Source organism: Povalibacter sp., assembly GCF_036520495.1.
Taxonomy (GTDB): domain Bacteria; phylum Pseudomonadota; class Gammaproteobacteria; order Steroidobacterales; family Steroidobacteraceae; genus Steroidobacter.
Window position 1 is genome coordinate 12928 of sequence record NZ_DATDJO010000032.1, and the last position, 19435, is coordinate 32362.

Consider the following 19435-nt stretch of genomic DNA (forward strand, 5'->3'; position numbering starts at 1 on the left):
TTCCTTGTTGCTATTCGTTGCGCACGTACGGACCCATGACGGCCCCTACGAAGCCCCCTGCCACGTCACTGCTCAATGTCGAGCCGTCTTCATTCGCTTTCAGTAGTCGCCATGCATCCCGATCATTCGGTCGAAACAGGAACGAGTAGTTGCGATGCTCGCCCGTGACTTTCAGTTCGAGAGATTCGAGCGATGCAATGGATTCGCTCGCGACGACCTCAGTGTGTTCGCCACGCTGCTTCTCCACGAAGACCTGCAAGGCGCCGCCCTTGCGGCGTACGCCGATCAGCAGCCAATGCATTTCGTCCTGAAACAGCAGCAGTCCTGCTGCAACGTTCGAACTCGTGGGTGTTCGCATTGACAAGCTCGCATCGAAACTGAGGTGCTGCTGTCGGCGAGCAAGAAACGCCGGAGTGGCCTTCCGATCGAGCGCATCCCGCGATTCGATCACGAGCACACCGGGGGTTCGCTTCAGGTCGAACCAGGGTCGCTCAGCGGTTCGCAGCCGCAGCCAGGCGAGATCAAGATCCGGCTTCCCGAAATCATCGCGCCAGGTAAAGTTGCCGGACAGAGGCGACTGTGCGCCGCTGTCCATGAAGTCCGGACCCTTTACGACCGCGGGAATCGACTTGCCGCGCTCGAGTACGAGCGGCCAACCATCACGCCATGTCACAGGCAGCAGAAAGGTTTCTCGTCCAGTGTTGTAGTGCCCATCGCCATAAGTTCGTGATGCGAGAAACGTTGCCCACCATGAGCCGTCGGGCGCTTGCACAAGGTCCGCATGCCCGGCGTTTGTGACTGGATTCGCGCGTTCCACGGGCAGGTCACGTTGCGTGAGGATCGGATTGATCTCGCCGGGTGTGAACGGCCCCCATGGCGAGCGCGAGCGCAGGATCACCTGAGAATGTTGCGGGCCCGTGCCACCCTCTGCGCAGCTCAGGTAGTACCAGCCTTCGCGCATGAGGAGATGCGGACCTTCGATCCAGATCGGCTTTCGACTCAAGTCGATCCCGCCGTCGACGAGAACTTTGCGAGGCCCTTTCGTCTTGAGCGCCGCACGATCGAACTCCTGGATCCAGATCGCGCGGTGACCTGCGTACTTCGGCGGTCCTTCCGGAGGTCCATTGTTGAGCACGTACGCACGGCCGTCCTCGTCCACGAACATCGACGGATCGATGCCACCCTCGAGATCAGGCAGCCATGTCGGATCGGACCATGGGCCAGCAGGATCGCGTGCCGTGATCACGTAGTTGCCACCCGCGTCCACATGCGTGTTGAAGATGTAGAACACGCCGTCGTGATGCTCGATTGTCGGGGCGAATACACCGCGTGACACGCCGAGCCCTGCGAAGTTCAACTGCGATGGGCGATCGATGGCGTTGCCGATTTGCGTCCAGTGCACCAGGTCCCTGCTCTCGAACACTGGAATGCCGGGAAAGAATGCGAAGGTCGAATTGACGAGATAGAACCTGTCTGCCGCCCGCGTGATGCTGGGATCGGGATAGAAGCCCGCGAGAATGGGGTTGCGGTAGTGGCCCGAAGGCAAAGGCTGTTCGAATACCGCATCGCGCCCGGTGTACTCGAACCAGTCGAATGAGATCGTCTCGCCGCGTGCGTCTGCATGGACCACAGCAGCGGTGGCCGCTGTCATCGCGACGATCACTTGCGTCAGCCAGGCGTGCGCGCGAGATGTCATCACCAATCCCACATCGACCCGTCCGGGAGTCTCGCAACGGGTAACTGCCTGGGGGAATATGGATAGCGAGCCGCGAGCTTCTCGTCGATCGAGACACCGTGGCCGGGGCTTTCGCCGCAAAACAAACGGCCGTCACGGAAGAAATAGTCATGTGGAAACACGTCCTCGGTTTCCTGCGAATGGAACATCCACTCCTGAATGCCGAAGTTCGGCACCCAGGAGTCGAAGTGCAGCGCCGCACCCATGGTCACCGGCGATAGATCCGTGGCGCCATGAAAGCCCGTACGCACCTGATGCAAACCTGCGAAATCAGCGAGCCGGCGCACGTGCGTGATACCGCCGGCGTGAACGATCGTTGTACGGATGTAGTCGATCAGCTGTTCGCTGATCAGGTGCTTGCAGTCCCAGATCGAATTGAAAACCTCGCCCACGGCCAGAGGTGTCACTGAATGCCTGCGAATGATCTCGAAGCTTCGTTGATTCTCCGCGGGTGTTGCATCCTCGAGCCAGAAGAGTCGATACGGCTCGAGATCGCGCGCGAGTCGCGCAGCCTCGATGGGTGTCATGCGATGATGGCCGTCATGCAGCAACTCGATGTCGTTGCCGTGGTCGACACGCAGTTGCTCGAACAGCTTCGGCACGATCTGCAGATACTTCGAGGTTGACCACGCCGTTTCCAACGGCAGCTCGCTCTCGGCGGGCTCGTACGCCTTCGCTCCCACCGCGATGCCGTACGTTTTCGGCAATCCCGGAACCGCGCACTGCGCGCGCACGGCGAGGAATCCTTTCTCGATGTAGCGGCGCACTTCATCGCTCGTCTCGGCGATGTCCCGGCCGTTCGCATGTCCGTACACGAGCGCGCCTTCGCGGGAACGACCGCCGAGCATCTGATACAGCGGCAGCTTCGCCAGCTTCGCGACGATGTCCCACAGCGCCACGTCCACCGCTGCGATCGCCGACATCGTGACGGGACCGCGCCGCCAGTAGGCACCGCGATACAGGAACTGCCAGAGGTCTTCGATGCGCCCCGCGTCACGGCCGATCAGATTCGGTACGACGTGATCCTGCAGATAGGAGGCGACAGCGAGTTCCCGACCATTCAACGTCGCATCACCCAACCCGACGATTCCCGAGCGTGTCTCGATCCTCAGCGTGACAAAGTTGCGCCCCGGGCAGGTCACGATCACCCTGGCGGATACGATCTGTCGATCGCGCGCCGAGCCCTCGACCTGCATTTGCGGCGTTCCGTCGCTCATGGTTGCACCTCGATCTCGAAAGGTCCCGCAGGCAGCGGAGCTTCGTCGAACAACGTGCATACCGGACTGTCTGCCCAGCAGTAGCGCACCCGAGTTGCGTCCGGAACCGTCGACGAATCGAGCGCAACTCGTTCGCCCGCAAGGACCGCATCAACGAATCGACAGGACGCTTTCTCAGTGCCGCAGAGTTCGAAACCAACGGGACGAAGCGCGCTGTACGCAACCAGTTTCCCGGTGACATCAGCGAAGGAGACGACGATACGACCGCCTTGCCTGCGAGCATCGAGGACCCGTGGCCCTGAAGGCGGCACACTTTCGCCGAATGCGACGTGGCGAGCTGCGCGCGCGAGCCGCCGACCGACTTCCTGTTTGTTTGCCGGGTGGATATCGGTGCGCTCACCGATGTCCACCGCAATGACCAGGCCGGCGTTCGTGTCTCGAGCGACGACGCGTCGTTGTTGCTCACGCAGGTCTGCCCAGCCACTCTGCGTCGGCTGCGTCGGCGGCGCGCCGTAATTTGCGAGTTGCACGATCAGGAATGGCAACGGTGCGCGGAACTGAGTACGCCAGTCCGCCATGAATCGCTCCAGTAGTGGACCGTATGCCGCCGCTGCCTCGGTATTCGCTTCGCCCTGATACCAGGCAACACCGCGAATACTGAACTGCGTCAACGGCGCGATCATGCCGTTGAAGATGACGCTCAGACCTGCCACATTTTCCCAAGGTGCACGTGGTGGGGCGCCATCGATTGCAGGCGGCACCTGATATAGCCAGTCCCGATCCAAAGGGATGGTCGTGCCGTCTGCGAGCTTCAACCAGCGTGAGCTTGCGGGTCCGCGCAGACCCCCGGTCGCGTACGTGTCGAGCACATTGACGACGATGAGGTTCTCGCCCGGGACGAGTGTGCCGGGCGGCAATCGATAGGTACGATCGGATTGCGTGCCGATCATGGGCACTGCTCGTTTCTCCCGGGACAACGTTGGACTGGCCTTTGCACCGATCGGGCGTTCGTTCACCCAGGTCTGGTCGACCTCATCGACCTGGCCAAGCGACAGCACACTGGACTGCGCCGCCTGGGCGGGTGTGAGAGACACGGTGGTGCGATACCACACCATGCCGTTGTAAGAAGCGAGTCGCTCATCGCCCCACTCCTCCCACGGACCGAGCTCAGCGGGAGCTTTACGCCAATCGCCGCCCGCTCTCGCAGACCATGGCTCGCTTGCCGTCCTCGACTGTTTGCGCCACCAGTTTTCCCATACCGAGCCCCAACGTGCCGACGCGCGCCAGGGATCGTTCACTGACGCAGCCAGGATATCGAGCACCTCGTCGTAGCCGCCGTGCGCACGCAATGACGCCGTGCTGATCCACGGCTCGATCTTGGAGCCACCCCAGGCCGCGGCAATCAGACCCATCGGCACATCGACCGTCTTTTGCAGCTCTCGCGCGAAGTACCAGCACGCCGCAGAGAACTCGGGAATCGTGCTCGACGTGACGGGTTGCCACCCGACAGGCGACGCGAACTCTGTCTGCGGTCGTGCGCTGCTCGCCAGGGGAACGCTCAGCAGACGTATCGAACCATTCTTTGCGTTTGCAATTTCAGAGCGTGCGTCGAGCGCACGATTGACCGGCAACGCCATGTTGGACTGGCCCGAGCACAACCACACGTCACCGATGAGAACGTCGTTGATGCGTCGTGTGTCGCCGGAGTCGGCTGTAGCATTGAGCGTGTAGGGCCCGCCGGCACTCATTGCAGGCAAGCTGACACTCCACCGACCCTCCCTATCCGCAGCGCTCTCGGCTCGCGAGCCAGCGATCGAAACGACGACACGTTCGCCCGCTTTGGCGTGACCCCATACCGCGATCGGTTGATCCCGCTGGAGCACGGCGTGATCGGTGAACAACGGGCTCAGCAGGCTCGCTGCAAGCGCAGAATTGAGAGATAAAACGCCGCACACGAGCGCAGACATGAAACGTGGAGTTAGCGGTCCCATCATTCGTGCCCCGGTGCGAACGGAAACTTCAACGACTCGTAGTACGCGAGCGAGTGCCCAGGTTCGGCATAACCCGCGGGCAATGGACGGTTGGAGAACGTTCGGAAGTAGGCGATGCAGGCATCACGCCACCACCTTGCCTCCTTTGCCTGAATCGCCAGGAAGGCATCGATCTGGGCGTAACGCTCGGCATCCACGTACGGCTGCAACGTTTGCCACGTCTTTCGCATCTCTGTGACATGCTCGGCGCCGCGCGAATAGCGGTGAACGAGTTCATCCCAGAGAATGCGACCGGATTGCGTACGGTAGTCCCACGGCACGTGATGAAACCACAGCAGGAAATCCTCCGGCACGCGTCGCACGTCGCCAAAGATATGTGCAAGTGGCGGCGCGTATTGACTTACGGCATTGCTGCCAGCGCTCGTGCGATCGAAGCCGATGCCGCGTGCATCTGCTCGATGAAAATAGACGGACGTCCAATCTGCACGCGGCCCACCTTCGATCCACGGACCCGGGCCGTAATGGTGGCCACGATCCATCAGGTGATGCAGGCCAAGCGGTGTCATGTAGTCGACCGCGGCCTGGTGGGACGACATCATCATTGCGACGACCGGCTGCACGATTTGGGGTTCATTCCCGAAGGTCAGTCGCACCCATTCTTCGGCAATCGATCTGGATGACAGCGAGGGATTCCACGCAAGCCGTCCGAACACGTACCAATTCGCCTGATCGAAATGCGATCCGCTCCAGTTGCGATCGCTGCCCGTGTTTGCGACGCCGCCAATTCCCGTGAGCCGATACGAGTGCGCAGAGCCGTCGATCACGCTCGCCACAGTCGTTCCCTGGCGCGGCCGATAGGTGTCCGCCCTCAACACCTCTTCGTACAAAGGCCCCAGATAAACGAGATGCGTAGCGAACCCCAGGTATTCCTTGGTGATCTGGAATTCCATCATCAGCGGCGTTCTCGGCATTGCACCGAAGAGCGGATGCAGCGGCTCGCGTGGCTGGAAGTCGATCGCTCCGTTCTTCACCTGCACCAGCACGTTGTCCCGGAATTTGCCATCGAGCGGTACGAACTCCGTGTATGCCTGCTTGGCGCGATCATCGGGTTGCTCGTTCGAATAGACGAACGCACGCCAGATCACAACGCCTCCGTGCGGCGCAAGCGCCTCACCCAGCATGTTCGCGCCGTCGGCGTGCGAGCGACCGTAGTCCTGTGGCCCGGGCTGCCCTTCCGAGTTCGCCTTGACGAGAAAGCCGCCGAAGTCGGGGATATAGCGATAGATCTCGGCAACTTTCGCCTGCCACCACGCGCGAACACCTGGATCGAGGGGATCTGCGGTCTTCAAGCCGCCGATTTCGATGGGCGCACTGAATCGCGCTGAAAGGAACACACGAATGCCATACGGACGAAACACGCGGGCGAGCGCCGCACTTTTTTCCAGATACTGCGGTGTCAGGCTCGTTGCATTCGCGTTGACGTTCGTCAGCACCGTGCCGTTGATGCCAATCGATGCGTTGGCACGCGCATAGTCGACGTATCGGGGATCGATATAGTCCGGCAGTTTGTGCCAGTCCCACAACGATTGACCTGCGTAGCCACGCTCGACGGAGCGATCGAGGTTGTCCCAATGATCGAGCATCCGCAGCTTGATTCGCGGCGCCTCGCGAATGTCCAGGGCATCGATGGGCTGCAGCGTCTGTAGCAGGCGCAGGAAATGAAACGCTCCGTAGAGCACACCGACCTCATCGCGTCCGGCAATGACGATTGCGTTGCGCCCTTCCAGACGAAGCGTGCGAATGACGAAGCCGCCTGCCGGCAGCGATCCGAGATCGAGTCGAAGAGCCGCGATCGAGGAGTCTGACTGCGCAGTTCCGGCGATGAGCGCGGCGGCGCTGTCGCTGGCTTCGCGGCTGCTGTCGCCCGGCAGGAGCCTGGCGATCGCCGCATTCAATTCCTGCGCTACGGCCCGCAACGTTGGCGAGTCGCCCTTGACGATGATTCGTTGCACAGACCGGCGATACTGCTCGATGGCACCGCCGCCGAGCGGGCGATATCGCTGCCACAGCTCGTAACCGTCTTCTGCAAGCGCTGTCGGGATCGACGCCAACAGGCTCAACGCAAGCAGGAGCTGCGCAAACCTGAAGCCGCAACGACAGCGGATCGTGAGCACCGACCGTCCCCCCACTCTATCGCCTGCATTCTGATAACGGTACCATGGGCGCTTATCAGCTTCCAACCATGGGCCAGCTGCTGCAATAATCCCCGCGCGGACTTCACCGCTTCTGATACGCACCTCGTGATCACACCGTCGACAAAAGCTGCAAAGAACTCCAAGTCGGTGCGACGTCGTGGAGATGCAGCCACCATTCATGAGGTAGCCAAGCGAGCAGGCGTATCGCCGATGACCGTATCGAGGGTCATCAACAGCAACAGCAATGTCCGCGATGAGAAGCGTGAGCTGGTGCTTCGGGCTGTTCGCGAACTGAACTACACGCCGAATGTCGCTGCACGATCGCTGGCAGCTGCACAAGGCACCCGCATCGCCCTTATCTACACCAATCCGAGCTCCTCATATCTGAGCGAATTGCTCGTCGGAGCGCTGGACGGCGCAGAGCGCACGGCGGCGCAGCTCGTGATCGAAAGCTGGGATCACGTCAAGCAATCGGCAGAACGCGGCGCGGCGCGCAGGCTCGCCCAAACCGTGGGAGGCGTCATCCTTCCACCGCCGCTATGCGAGTCGAAAGCCGTGTGCGCGGAGCTCATTGCAGCGGATGTGCCGGTCATTGCAATCGCTGCGGGGCGCTTTCGCGCCGAGATTTCGAGCGTCCGCATCGACGACTTTCGCGCAGCGCACGATATGACAGAACACCTGATCAGCTTCGGACACACACGTATCGGCTTCATCAAGGGACATCCGAATCAAACGGCCAGTGTCCTGCGGTATGAAGGCTTCGTGGCAGCGATGACGAATGCCGGTTTGACCGTGGACCCATTGCTCGTTCATCAGGGCTTCTTCACCTATCGCTCGGGGCTCGAAGCCGCGGAGAAGCTGCTCGATCGCAAGAAGGCGCCGACCGCAGTGTTCGCCAGCAATGACGACATGGCTGCAGCTGTTGTTTCGGTAGCACATCGAAAAGGCCTCGATGTACCGCGCGATATTTCAGTTGTGGGTTTCGACGACACTGCTTCTGCCACGACCGTCTGGCCCGAATTGACAACGATTCGCCAACCGATCGCCGCCATGGCCGCCACATCGATCGAGCTACTGCAGCGCGGTGTCCGAGGCAGAAAGGAAGGCAGTTCACGCGTCGTTCTCGATCACGTCATTCCGCACACGTTGATCAAACGCGACTCGGTCGCCCCCCCGGCAGCTCAATAGTAAGCACCTGTTATCGCATTCGATCTGCCTGCTTGTGTTTTGATAGCGCTATCATTAGGCTCTCTGAACAGCGGTACAGAACCAATTGAAGTTCCGACCGACTGTCGCGGAGACGAACGATATGTCAGAGGGGATTTCGCGCTCGTTCCAAGGAAGCTCTGCATCCGGCGGAACCGAGAACGCTCTGGTTCGTGGGTTGACACTGATCGCTGCGTTGGGCGGCCTGTTGTTTGGCTACGACACGGCAGTAATTTCGGGCGCCGTCGGCGCTATCGACCACAACTTCATCGACCCGCTTGGCCTGTCAGAAACCGCTGCGGGAAGCTTGTCGGGCTGGACGATTTCTTCTGCATTGCTCGGCTGCGTCATCGGCGCAGCAGCGGCTGGCCCGCTCTCGAACTCCTGGGGACGACGTGGCGGACTCGTCTTCGCAGCAGTGTTATTCCTGATCGGATCGGTCGGGTCTGCTTATCCCGAGTTCGGGCTCGGCCCGATCGGCGGCATGGGCCCCGATGCGCTTACGCCGTTCAACATCTATCGCATCATCGGCGGTGTCGGCGTGGGCATCGCCTCGATGCTCTCGCCGCTGTACATCGCTGAGATTTCACCGCCGTCACGCCGCGGCCGCCTGGTCACTTATCAACAGATCGCGATTGTCGTCGGCATGACGGTCGTGTACTTCGTGAACTGGGCGATCGCAGCGCAGGGCGACGACAGCTGGGTGCTCAACACGGGATGGCGCTACATGCTGCTGTCCGAGGCAATACCCGCGGTGCTGTTCCTGGGACTGCTCTTGTTCGCACCAGAAACCCCGCGCTGGCTGGTGATGAAGGGCCGACAGGAGGAAGCGGCACGAGTGCTCGATCGGCTCGCCACTGATCGCGACGAAGCAAAAATCGTCCTGCGCGAAATCAACGAGTCGCTCGTCGCATCGAGCGGTCGTCTTCTGTCCTTCGGTCCGCTCGTGATCGTCGTTGGACTCATGCTGTCGATCTTCCAGCAGTTCATCGGCATCAACGCCGTTCTCTACTACGCGCCGTTGATGTTTTCGAACATGGGGGCGTCGACCGACAGCGCTCTCCTGCAGACCATCATCGTCGGCATCGCCAACATCATCTTCACGTTGATCGCCCTGGTCACTGTCGATCGTGTCGGTCGCAAGCCATTGCTGATCTTCGGCGGCATCGTCATGGCGCTGTCGATGATCACGCTGGGCTTCCTGTTCCACACGGGCAACGTTGGAACGTTCGCAGTCGTCGCAGTCGTCGCATACATCGCGGGCTTCGCACTTTCCTGGGGTCCTGTGGTGTGGGTGCTGCTTTCCGAGATTTTCCCGAATGCCATCAAGGGCAAGGCCATGGCGATTGCGGTGGCGATGCAATGGATTGCGAATCTGTTCGTATCCTGGTCATTCAAGATTCTCGACGGTAATTCGGCGCTGAATGCGCTGTTCAATCATGGCTTCGCGTACTGGATCTACGGCGTGATGAGCATTCTCGCCGCTGCATTCGTGTGGCGCTATGTACCGGAGACGAAAGGTCATCGCCTGGAGGACATCCAGAGCCTGTGGACTCCCCGCGATCGAAGCGGCGAGCTGCCCGCCGCGCCGGTGCCATCGACCACCGTGATTCCTTGAGACTGAGACCGTATGACACTGCAAGTGCATCTACCGACGGACTGGCAACGCGCGACACTCGTGGGCCGCATGCAGCGGCCACAAGGTCCTTCCCCTATCGTCATCCGCGAGGGACGCGTGTTCGATGTGTCCCGGGTTGCCGCGACGGTATCGCAACTTCTCAATGAGTGGTCCGGTGTTGCAGCCAAGGGCGAGGATCTCGGACCGGCAGATCAGCTTCCCTCTGCAGCTGCATACGAGGGGGCCGCAGAAGCATCACTGCTCTCACCTTTCGATCTGCAATGCATCAAAGCCTGCGGCGTGACCTTTGCGGTTTCCGCGGTCGAGCGCGTGATCGAGGAGCGAGCGCGAGGTGATTTCGCCCAGGCTCAACGCATTCGTGAAGCGCTTGGCGCACGCGTCGGGGCCGACATTCGCTCGGTGAAGCCGGGATCTGCAACTGCCGTGCGTCTCAAAGAAGCGCTGATCAGCGATGGTTTGTGGTCGCAGTATCTCGAAGTGGCGATCGGACCCGATGCCGAGGTATTCACGAAAGCGCCGGTGCTGTCGTCCGTCGGTTGGGGCGCGTGGATCGGCGTGCGCAGCGAGTCGCAGTGGAACAACCCGGAACCCGAGATCGTGCTCGCGTGCGATGCGGCAGGACGCACGCTCGGTGCAACGCTCGGCAACGACGTCAACCTGCGTGATATCGAGGGCCGTAGCGCGCTGCTGCTCGGCAAGGCGAAGGACAACAATGCGTCCTGCGCAATGGGTCCGTTCATTCGCATGTTCGATGAGCATTTCACGCTCGATGACGTGAGGCGCGCCGTGGTCAGTCTGGAGATCGAAGGCGCCGATGGATATCGGCTGTCCGGCAGCAGCTCGATGGAGCACATCAGTCGCGATCCTCTCGAACTCGTCCGGCAAACAATGAGTCAGCATCACTACCCGGATGGTTTCGCATTGTTTCTCGGCACGATGTTCGCGCCGACCGAAGACCGCGACACACGTGGTGATGCACGCGGGCGGGGTTTCACGCACAAAATTAACGATCGGGTCCGCGTCTCGACAGCGGCGCTCGGCTGTCTTGACAACAGGGTCACCACTTGCGATCAGGCGCCGCCCTGGAATTTCGGCATCAACGACCTGATGCGCAATCTCGCTGCGCGCGGACTGCTGTCGTGAGAATTGAAGCATCGATGATGACGGTCTTCTTCGTGTGCTCCGATCTACATGCCGTAGAAGTCGATCAGCAGCGCGAGACCGCCTCCACCTGGGCGTAACCATGCAGAACATCTATCCATCTTTACAGAACAAGAATGTCGTCGTGACTGGGGGAGGCTCCAGCATCGGTGCGTCGATCGTGGAATCGTTCGCCAATCAGGGCGCGCGCGTTGCATTCATCGACATTGCAGAACGCGACTCCCGGGAACTCGAGTCGCGACTGCGCTCGAGTGCGCATCCACCTCGATACTTTTCATGCGACCTGACTAACCTGGCCTCGGTGCAGCAGACGTTCGCCAGCATCCGACAGCACCTCGGGCCGATCAATGTGCTGGTGAACAATGCGGCAAACGATGATCGACACACGCTCGAGGAAACCAGCCCGGCCTACTGGGACGATCGGATCGCCGTCAATCTGCGCCACTACTTTTTCTGCGCGCAGGCTGTCGTCGGCGATATGAAGTCAGCGCGCGCAGGCGCGATCATCAATCTCGGTTCAGTATCGTGGCACCTGGGATTGCCGGACTTGACGATTTATCAAACCGCCAAGGCGGGCATCGAAGGTATGACACGCGGCCTCGCCCGGGACCTTGGCCAGCACGGGATCAGAGTGACATGCGTCGTACCTGGTGGCGTTCGCACGCCGCGCCAGATTGCGTTGTGGCACACACCCGATGAAGAGGCAAAGATGCTCGCACAGCAGTGCCTCAAGGCGCGCGTGGAACCGCACCATGTCGCCTCGCTCGTCATGTTCCTCGCCTCGGACGACGCGCGAATGTGCACGGGCCACGAATACTTCGTGGATGCTGGCTGGCGCTGATCACGCGCAACGCGCTCGAGTTCCCATCTCTGTGGGGCCTGATCCGATGTGATTCGCATTGAGCGCGGCGGCGGATCCGTGTCATTCGCTCCGAGTATCGGCAGAGTTTTCGAGATCCGGTTATGAGCAGCAAGCGTCGCTTTCGTTCTCAGGATTGGTTTGGCGATCGCGATCACATCGACCTGATGGCGCTGTATCTCGAGCGCTTCATGAACTACGGTACTACGCCGGCCGAGCTGATGAGCGGCAAGCCCATCATCGGAATCGCGCAAAGTGGCAGTGATCTGACGCCGTGCAACCGTATCCACGTTCAGCTCGCCGATCGGGTCAGGGACGGCATACGCGATGCCGGCGGTATACCCATCGAATTTCCCACGCATCCGATCTTCGAGAACTGCCGCCGGCCGACGGCCGCGCTCGATCGTAATCTTGCGTATCTCGGGCTCGTCGAGATTCTGCATGGCTATCCGCTCGACGCCGTCGTGCTTACGACCGGCTGCGACAAGACGACGCCTGCGGGCATCATGGCTGCCAGTACCGTCGACATTCCGGCCATCGTGCTCTCCGGCGGCCCGATGCTCGACGGCTGGTTCGAAGATGAACTCGTCGGTTCAGGTACCGTCATCTGGAAGAGCCGTCGCCGCCTGGGTGCGGGTCAGATCACTGAGGCAGAGTTTCTCGAAGCTGCCGCAGCCTCTGCGCCATCGCCTGGTCACTGCAACAGCATGGGCACGGCATCGACGATGAATGCAGTGGCCGAAGTTCTCGGTTTGTCATTGCCAGGCTGCGCAGCGATTCCCGCTCCATATCGCGAGCGCGGGCAGATGGCATACGCGACAGGACGTCGCATCGTCGAAATGGCCTATGAAGATCTTCGACCTTCGCAGATTCTTTCGCGTGAATCGTTCCTCAACGCGATCACGGCGATTGCAGCCATTGGCGGCTCGACCAACGCACAGCCGCATCTCGTTGCGATGGCGCGGCACGCAGGTCTCGAACTGCATCCGCAGGATTGGATGGAGTACGGCCACGACATCCCCTTGCTCGTGAACATGCAGCCTGCAGGACGCTATCTGGGCGAGCGCTTCCATCGCGCCGGTGGCGTGCCTGCCGTGCTTTGTGAGCTGCTCGACGCCAACAAACTGCATGGCGACGCGCGCACGATCACTGGCCGCACCCTGCGCGAGAACGTCAGCGGGCGCCACAGTCGCGATCGCGAAATGATCACGACGTATGCGCAGCCGCTGCGCGAGAAGGCCGGTTTCATCGTGCTGAGCGGCAACCTGTTCGATTTCGCGATCCTGAAGGCGAGCGTGATCAACGCAGACTTCCGTCGTCGCTATCTGTGCTCCGCAGGACACGACAACGTATTCGAAGGTCGCGCGATCGTCTTCGATGGCTCCGATGACTATCGGGCGCGCATCAACGATCCCGCATCCGACATCGACGAGCGCAGCATTCTCGTCATTCGCGGCGCAGGTCCGTTGGGTTGGCCCGGCTCCGCTGAAGTCGTGAACATGACACCACCCGATGCGCTGCTGAAACGCGGAATCGCAAGCCTTCCAACCATCGGCGATGGCAGGCAGTCAGGCACATCCGACAGTCCGTCGATCCTCAACGCGTCACCGGAAAGCGCCGCGGGCGGCGGGCTCGCATGGCTGCGTACGGGCGATGTGATTCGCATCGACCTGAACGAGTCACGTTGCGACATGCTCGTCGCGCCGGAGGAAATCGAGCGGCGCAAGGCGGATGGCATTCCCGCCGTTCCCGAAAGTGCAACGCCCTGGCAGGAGCTCTACCGCGCAACCGTGAGTCAACTCGACCGTGGCGGTGTCATGGAAATGGCGCTGAAGTATCGCGGCGTCGCTCGCAAGACGCCGCGACACAACCACTGACGGGCCCCTGAAAGCAGTCAGAGGCGTTTGCTCTCTACCTGCCAGGCTGGGTCTTTGCAGATGCCACAGCCATTGCCCGTAAAGTACTTTGCGGCTCGTGCATCCCCCTTGAGCTGCCAGTCGAGCCACTTCACCGCAAGCGATGCGACAAGGCCACCGTTCGGTTGGGTAAAAGTACCTCCGTGACCGACATCGAGATTCGCCACCATCGCCGGCACGCCCTCGATCTTCGTGAAATCGTCCATGCCATTCGCATACGCGATGTCGGTCGGACCGCCCAGGATGTAGATCACCGGCGAGTGCAGTTTTTTCAGCACATCCTTGCCGATGTCCATCGACTTCGGCAGGCGTCCGCCGTCGGGTAGCGTCGCCGAGCCCCAGATGCCACTGTTGTGAATGACCGTCGTGGCGACGCGCGGGTCGGCCGCTATCTGCAATGCCTGCAGTCCGCCGCAGCTCCAGCCGGACACGGCAATCCACTCGGGATTGATACGACCGTAGTACGCGCTATCCGGTCGCGCATTCTCGGCAAGCGCCCAATCGATCGCTTCACGCAGCTGCTCCGCATTGGTCGCCGGCGCCGGCAACGTACGCGGCACGCCTGGCTGAGGCGGTGCCGGCGGAGCGGGCATGGCAGCGGCAGGCGCGCCAGGGCCGCTCAGGATCCTGCCGCTGGCGATGGCCAGGTAACCGTGGGATGCGATTTCAGATAGATGAAATCGCGCACTGGCGCCGTCCGCACTGCAACCGCCATTGCCGAACGCGAGAACGCCCAGTCTGTCCTTGCCGAGTTTCGACAGGTCGGCTGGCCGGTAGATGACGTGATCGGGCAGCGAATCCGTCGCCTCCTTGACGGCCGGATACCGGCCGCTTCCCGTCGTATCCGGTAATTGCTGGTACGCCGCGAGTTCAGCACGCATCACAGCGGGATCGGGTGCCGGTGCTGCAGATTCAGCGGCGATGGCGATGACGTACATGCCCGCCATCGCGAGGAGCAGTGAGGATCGGGATTTCATGGTGTTGTCCTTGATCAGCACATTCATGACTGGCCGTGCCGCATCAGCGGCTCGGTGCGGCGCAGACAAAACTCTCCGCTCGATTCACATCGCCGGACGTGTAGCGCGCCACCATCGGATACGCACACAACGGGCGGGTTCGCCCCGGCCATGGCGAAGTCGCGCCCGCCTTCGCTTCGATGCGCTCGGGCGCCCGGTCATTCTCCACCCAGGCCACCACAGCAGCGAGAGCATCGTACTGATCGGTGGCAGGTCCGCCAGCGCAATGAGTCATGCCAGGCACCGCGAACACACGCACGACGTCCGCCGCCTTGCCCCGGTTCGTCACATCGACCTTGCGCCACCAGTCGACGGTGTCGTTGATCGAGAAGATGGGGTCGGAGCCGCCATGAGGCACGAGGAGCCTGCCGCCGTGCTGGCGGAATGCATCGAGGTCAGTCGACTGTGCACCCACGAGGTCCCAGCCGGAACGCGGGAATTCCGCGCTCGTGCCGAAGATCTTCTGCGCATCCCGGTCGAAGTCGAATTCGATCTGATAGCGCAGACTGGCATCGGCAGTTGCAGCGACCGGCGCGGGCGGCGTAACGAACAGCCCCGAGAGCGCCGGTGACCCCAGCGTGACGTTGATGGCATCCATGGCGCCAGGCATGCCGAGTTTCCACACGCGCCAGCCCATGTCGCCGACACCGAGATCCCACGGCCAGCCGGCATACAGGGCTTCGCCTTTCGAGTTGCGCGGGCCGGAGAAGGAGCGCACCAGCGCTTCGACCTGGCCGCGACCCAGGCACGTCGCGTCCTTCCCGTCTGCACAGATGCGTGCTTCAAGAGCCGGACGCATGCGCGCGGTCGTGCAGCTCAGTACGTCCTGCACCATGCCGTCGACCACACCGTCGTCGGCATCGCAAACTTTCGCCACCGTATCGGCAACGATGTCGAGATCGGCATCCGTGAACGCCCGCGTCATGTCCGGCAAGCCGTCCTGGCGGGTAAACCCTTCCTGCGCCGCCAGTGCTGCGAACGTTTGCGTGTCCCACGCCTCGGCGAGTGCCGCCTTCGGAACGGCGAAAGCCGGTGCGGCAGCGACGATGCCATCGAACTGCGTCGGGAAGCGCTGGGCGAACACCATGCCTTCGCGTCCGCCGTTGGAACATCCTGCGAAGTAGCTGCGATCGGCCGCACGACCGTAGAAGGCCTGGACGATACGTTTCGCAGTCGTGGCGACGCTGTCGAGCGCTTTCTCCGAGTACTCCAGGCGCGCTTGGTAGTCGTGACCGAACGCCACGCTGCCCTGCTTCGCCGGATTGCTGTTGGTCGCGTTGTCGTGACCTGTATCCGTGCTCACCACGGCGTACCCCTGATCGAGCGCGGTCGGCATGCCGGGCTGCAATGTGCCGATGGCGGTACCGACCAGGCCATTCGTGCCACCGCCACCCTGAAAAAGGAACCTGCCATTCCAGCCGGTCGGCAGCCGCATGCGATACCTCACTGCGTAGTGCTGGCCGTCCTTGCCCACACGCTCGCGCAGGAGGCCCTCGACTTCACAATGTTCCGGCATTGCCGGAATGGTCGCGGCCCAGGGCGGCGCTTTCGGATCGATGGTCGGGGCGGAAGGCGCATTGAGTTTCGCCGTCACGATGCGTGCCGTGGGTTCGCCGAGCGTGGCACCGGCCTGCCGGGCCAGCGCAGTGCAGCGTTGCGCCGCCGAGGCGCTGCTGCTTTCACCGGCTGCATGAGCCACACCGCCGATCAACAAGACGGTGCAACCGAACACACGAAGGTCCCGGACGGTCAGGGTCATACTGCAACTCCGCTCTTGCGCAGCTCGTTCAATACGTCACGACGCATACTTGCGTAATGATCTGTTCGATCAACCGCGCGCGATAACGACAAGACCGGCAACGATCAATATCCCGCCGGCGACCTTCGCGACATTCAACTGCTCACCCAGCACGACGACCGCGAGTAGCAGCGCAATGACGACGCTACCCTTGTCAATGAGCGCGACCGTCGATACCTCGCCCAGTTGCACTGCCTTGTAATAGAAGATCCAGGAGACCGCGGCCAGCACGCCCGACAGGGCCAGCCAACCGACATTGGCTGCTGTCAGCGATTGCAATTCCGCCCTGGGTACGAGCACGGCCGCAGTCGCGATCACGATCAGGAACACGACGCTCGTACGCACCGCCAGACCGAGTTCTGACGAAATTCCATTCAGGCCCAGTTTTGCCACCACTGCGGTTGCACCGGCGAACACCATCGACACCATCGCGTAGCCAATCCAACGTTCCATCGGTAACTCCTGCAGCGCTCGCGATCGCATCGCGAAGACGAACGCATAACCGATACGACAGACAGTCAACGAAACGACGAACGCGCCCCAGATCGTGTGACATGAAGTGTGCGCCGCGCGATCGAACCGGGCGTCAATCCGACTCTGGCAAGCGTTGGATTCCATTCCTGCAACGCGAAGTATAGGACAGCGAATGCGCACCCCGAACTCGCGTGGGCCGCAGGGAAGCAATGTCCCGCGCGCAAACGATTTGAAAGCAGTCAGACCGGTACGTCGGTCGACGCCGGGATACGCGCGATGACGTTGATCTCGAATGCAAAGCCCGACAGCCACGTCACGCCGACGGCAGTCCAGTTCGGGTAAGGCGGCTTGCTGAAGACCCGGTTCTTGACCGCCATGATGGTGGCGAACTGATTTTCGGGATCGGTGTGGAAACTGCTCACGTCGATGATGTCGTCGAACGTGCAACCGGCGGCCTGCAGCACGCTCGCGAGGTTGTCGAAGGCAAGCTGGACCTGCTTGCCGAAGTCTGGCTCGGGCGTGCCGTCCTCGCGGCTGCCGACCTGACCTGACACGAAGAGCAGGTCGCCGGAGCGGATCGCTGCCGAGTAACCGTTGGTGGTGTACAGCTCCTGTCGGCCCGCTGGAAAGATCGATTCGCGTGTTGTCATGTCTGAGCCTCGTTTGGGGTCGTGCGACGCGGGTCGTCATCGACATCTTTTCCGGGATCGGTTACCGGCGGCCCCTGCTGAAATGCGAACCCGGGTGCGCGGCGGCGTCACCAGGAACGATGCTGCCTATCGCGTGCTTGTACACCACATGGTCCACGCGTTCCTTCAACAACACAACGAAGCTGTCAAACGAACCGATCTCGCCCTGGAGCCGGACTCCGTTCACGAGGTAGATGCAAACCGGTGTGCGTTCCCTGCGGAGCGCTTCCAGAAACTGGTCCTGTGCAGAATTTTTCTTGTTCACCGCTCGCTCCTCTCCACCAGTGTAGTTCAAGGCGGTGATCGATCTGCCGCGAAATGCGCAGAATCCGACCACCGGGGCTCTGCGGATGGCGTTTTGCCATCCCGCTGGCCCCGCGGCCATTCCCGCGTGACACTCAGCCCTCGTCGAACCAGCGACCGACCGGTAACAGGAACGGAGGCGGCGTGAGCATGGGCAATGGGCGATGGACACGGGTATCGAGCGCATTGCGTACCGAGCTGCAGCAGCTCACCCATATCCATTCGAGCAACCGGCCCTGGGAAATGCCGCTCGCCGCTGCGGTAGCCACAGGCGTGCCGCTGCTGGCAGGCGCCAGTATCGGACGCATGGATTTCGGACTGGTCGCCACCCTTGGCGGCCTTGCCTTCCTCAGCCTGCCCGACACACGGATGCAACACCGGATGATGCTGACGATGGCCGTCGCGTTCGGCATGATCGTCTGCTACGCGCTGGGAGCGCTGACGCACTTCTTTCCACCCGCGATGATCGCTACGCTGACGCTCATCTCCGTCGTGGCGAGCATGACTGCGCGCTACTACCGGCTCGGGCCGCCCGGCATCCTGTTCCTGGTGATGGCCGCCTCCATCGCGGCGTACACGCCCGCCACCCTGCTCGACATCCCGCTACGCATAGGCCTGATTACACTCGGCGCCGTGTTCGCATGCATTGTGGCGTTCGCCTACAGCCTCCATCGCGTACGTCGCGTGCCGCCAGCGTCTGCCGTGCCCGAGCCTGGCATGGACTTCGATTATGTCGTGGTCGACTCGGTGATCATCGGCAGCTGCATTGGCCTGTCGCTGCTGCTCGCCCAACTGCTGCAACTGCAGCGCCCCTATTGGGTTCCGGTGAGTTGTCTGGCCATCATCCAGGGCGCCAGCCTGCGCATGGTGTGGAACCGCCACGCACAGCGCGTGCTGGGCACCGTGGCGGGACTGGGACTCGCCTGGTTGCTGCTCGAGTTGCCACTCAACACGTGGGGCGTCGTGGCGGTGATGATCACCCTCTCCTTCGTGATCGAAACGTTGGTCGTGCGTCACTACGGCCTGGCCGTGATCTTCATAACTCCGTTGACGATCTTCCTCGCCGAAGCCGGGCAACTGGGGCAGCAATCGCCGCTGGCCACAATGCAGGCGCGCGTACTGGACATCGTGATAGGCAGCCTCGTCGGCCTGGCGGGCGGCGCCGCGCTCCATGCACCCGCCTTTCGTTCGCAAGTGGCGCGTGCGATTCGGGCGTTGTTGCCTTCCCGAGTGTGA

At 61.8% G+C, this 19435-nt stretch carries 15 protein-coding genes; 6 read left to right on the forward strand and 9 right to left on the reverse strand.

Going from position 1 to position 19435, the window contains the following annotated elements; genetic code table 11:
• Positions 1 to 10: 10 nt before the first annotated feature.
• Genes VIZ63_RS11535 through VIZ63_RS11550 form a run of 4 tightly spaced genes read right to left on the reverse strand, consistent with a single transcriptional unit; the run spans position 11 to position 7117 of the window.
• Positions 11 to 1696 carry a glycoside hydrolase family 43 protein gene (locus tag VIZ63_RS11535; protein WP_331609764.1) on the reverse strand — a complete coding sequence of 562 codons (1686 nt, stop codon included), beginning with the start codon at positions 1694 to 1696 and terminating at the stop codon, positions 11 to 13.
• The gene (manD, locus tag VIZ63_RS11540) at positions 1696 to 2952 is read right to left on the reverse strand and encodes a D-mannonate dehydratase ManD (RefSeq protein ID WP_331609765.1); all 1257 of its coding nucleotides are present in this window, start codon (positions 2950 to 2952) and stop codon (positions 1696 to 1698) included. The genes VIZ63_RS11535 and manD overlap by 1 nt, the downstream gene beginning before the upstream one ends.
• On the reverse strand, positions 2949 to 4919 hold the full coding sequence (locus VIZ63_RS11545; RefSeq protein WP_331609766.1) for a sialate O-acetylesterase: 1971 nt from the start codon (positions 4917 to 4919) through the stop codon (positions 2949 to 2951). Before VIZ63_RS11545 ends, manD begins: the two co-directional genes overlap by 4 nt.
• 23 nt (positions 4920 to 4942) lie before the next feature.
• Positions 4943 to 7117: an alpha-glucuronidase family glycosyl hydrolase gene (locus tag VIZ63_RS11550; protein ID WP_331609767.1), complete on the reverse strand. Its 2175-nt coding sequence runs from the start codon at positions 7115 to 7117 to the stop codon at positions 4943 to 4945.
• Positions 7118 to 7243: 126 nt separating this feature from the next.
• Here VIZ63_RS11550 and VIZ63_RS11555 point away from each other — a divergent pair, with 126 nt between their 5' ends.
• The 5 genes from VIZ63_RS11555 to VIZ63_RS11575 all read left to right on the forward strand — a co-directional run bounded on the left by VIZ63_RS11555 (position 7244) and on the right by VIZ63_RS11575 (position 13880).
• Entirely contained in the window at positions 7244 to 8326 is a 1083-nt protein-coding gene (locus tag VIZ63_RS11555) for a LacI family DNA-binding transcriptional regulator (RefSeq protein ID WP_349261174.1), read from the forward strand.
• A 121-nt stretch (positions 8327 to 8447) separates the two neighbouring features.
• The gene (xylE, locus tag VIZ63_RS11560) at positions 8448 to 9962 is read left to right on the forward strand and encodes a D-xylose transporter XylE (RefSeq protein ID WP_331609768.1); all 1515 of its coding nucleotides are present in this window, start codon (positions 8448 to 8450) and stop codon (positions 9960 to 9962) included.
• 12 nt (positions 9963 to 9974) lie between these two features.
• Positions 9975 to 11126, forward strand: a complete 1152-nt coding sequence (locus tag VIZ63_RS11565; protein WP_331609769.1) for a fumarylacetoacetate hydrolase family protein — start codon at positions 9975 to 9977, stop codon at positions 11124 to 11126.
• 100 nt (positions 11127 to 11226) lie between these two features.
• Positions 11227 to 11985: an SDR family oxidoreductase gene (locus VIZ63_RS11570; protein WP_331609770.1), complete on the forward strand. Its 759-nt coding sequence runs from the start codon at positions 11227 to 11229 to the stop codon at positions 11983 to 11985.
• 122 nt (positions 11986 to 12107) lie between these two features.
• Positions 12108 to 13880, forward strand: coding sequence for an IlvD/Edd family dehydratase (locus tag VIZ63_RS11575; protein ID WP_331609771.1), 1773 nt, complete (start codon positions 12108 to 12110; stop codon positions 13878 to 13880).
• Positions 13881 to 13897: 17 nt separating this feature from the next.
• On the opposite strand, the gene VIZ63_RS11580 is transcribed toward VIZ63_RS11575, so the two are convergent.
• From VIZ63_RS11580 to hfq, 5 genes are all read right to left on the reverse strand, one after another.
• Positions 13898 to 14896 carry a hypothetical protein gene (locus VIZ63_RS11580; RefSeq protein WP_331609773.1) on the reverse strand — a complete coding sequence of 333 codons (999 nt, stop codon included), beginning with the start codon at positions 14894 to 14896 and terminating at the stop codon, positions 13898 to 13900.
• 43 nt (positions 14897 to 14939) lie between these two features.
• The gene (locus tag VIZ63_RS11585) at positions 14940 to 16694 is read right to left on the reverse strand and encodes a tannase/feruloyl esterase family alpha/beta hydrolase (RefSeq protein WP_331609774.1); all 1755 of its coding nucleotides are present in this window, start codon (positions 16692 to 16694) and stop codon (positions 14940 to 14942) included.
• Positions 16695 to 16763: 69 nt separating this feature from the next.
• Entirely contained in the window at positions 16764 to 17186 is a 423-nt protein-coding gene (locus VIZ63_RS11590) for an EamA family transporter (protein WP_331609775.1), read from the reverse strand.
• A 260-nt stretch (positions 17187 to 17446) separates the two neighbouring features.
• Positions 17447 to 17857: a RidA family protein gene (locus tag VIZ63_RS11595; RefSeq protein WP_331609776.1), complete on the reverse strand. Its 411-nt coding sequence runs from the start codon at positions 17855 to 17857 to the stop codon at positions 17447 to 17449.
• 61 nt (positions 17858 to 17918) lie between these two features.
• The gene (gene hfq, locus VIZ63_RS11600) at positions 17919 to 18161 is read right to left on the reverse strand and encodes an RNA chaperone Hfq (RefSeq protein ID WP_331609879.1); all 243 of its coding nucleotides are present in this window, start codon (positions 18159 to 18161) and stop codon (positions 17919 to 17921) included.
• Positions 18162 to 18349: 188 nt separating this feature from the next.
• On the opposite strand from hfq, the gene VIZ63_RS11605 reads away from it, so the two are divergent.
• A complete protein-coding gene (locus tag VIZ63_RS11605) occupies positions 18350 to 19435 on the forward strand; it encodes an FUSC family protein (RefSeq protein ID WP_331609880.1) in 1086 nt (361 codons plus the stop codon).

Excerpts from the sequence above, each read along its gene's own strand:
- VIZ63_RS11565 (WP_331609769.1), top strand. The coding sequence starts at position 9,975 with ATGACACTGCAAGTGCATCTACCGACGGACTGGCAACGCGCGACACTC.
- manD (WP_331609765.1), bottom strand. The coding sequence starts at position 2,952 with ATGAGCGACGGAACGCCGCAAATGCAGGTCGAGGGCTCGGCGCGCGAT.
- VIZ63_RS11590 (WP_331609775.1), bottom strand. The coding sequence starts at position 17,186 with ATGGAACGTTGGATTGGCTACGCGATGGTGTCGATGGTGTTCGCCGGT.
- VIZ63_RS11535 (WP_331609764.1), bottom strand. The coding sequence starts at position 1,696 with ATGACATCTCGCGCGCACGCCTGGCTGACGCAAGTGATCGTCGCGATG.
- VIZ63_RS11585 (WP_331609774.1), bottom strand. The coding sequence starts at position 16,694 with ATGACCCTGACCGTCCGGGACCTTCGTGTGTTCGGTTGCACCGTCTTG.
- VIZ63_RS11595 (WP_331609776.1), bottom strand. The coding sequence starts at position 17,857 with ATGACAACACGCGAATCGATCTTTCCAGCGGGCCGACAGGAGCTGTAC.
- xylE (WP_331609768.1), top strand. The coding sequence starts at position 8,448 with ATGTCAGAGGGGATTTCGCGCTCGTTCCAAGGAAGCTCTGCATCCGGC.
- VIZ63_RS11575 (WP_331609771.1), top strand. The coding sequence starts at position 12,108 with ATGAGCAGCAAGCGTCGCTTTCGTTCTCAGGATTGGTTTGGCGATCGC.
- VIZ63_RS11580 (WP_331609773.1), bottom strand. The coding sequence starts at position 14,896 with ATGAAATCCCGATCCTCACTGCTCCTCGCGATGGCGGGCATGTACGTC.
- VIZ63_RS11570 (WP_331609770.1), top strand. The coding sequence starts at position 11,227 with ATGCAGAACATCTATCCATCTTTACAGAACAAGAATGTCGTCGTGACT.
- VIZ63_RS11605 (WP_331609880.1), top strand. The coding sequence starts at position 18,350 with ATGGGCAATGGGCGATGGACACGGGTATCGAGCGCATTGCGTACCGAG.
- VIZ63_RS11545 (WP_331609766.1), bottom strand. The coding sequence starts at position 4,919 with ATGTCTGCGCTCGTGTGCGGCGTTTTATCTCTCAATTCTGCGCTTGCA.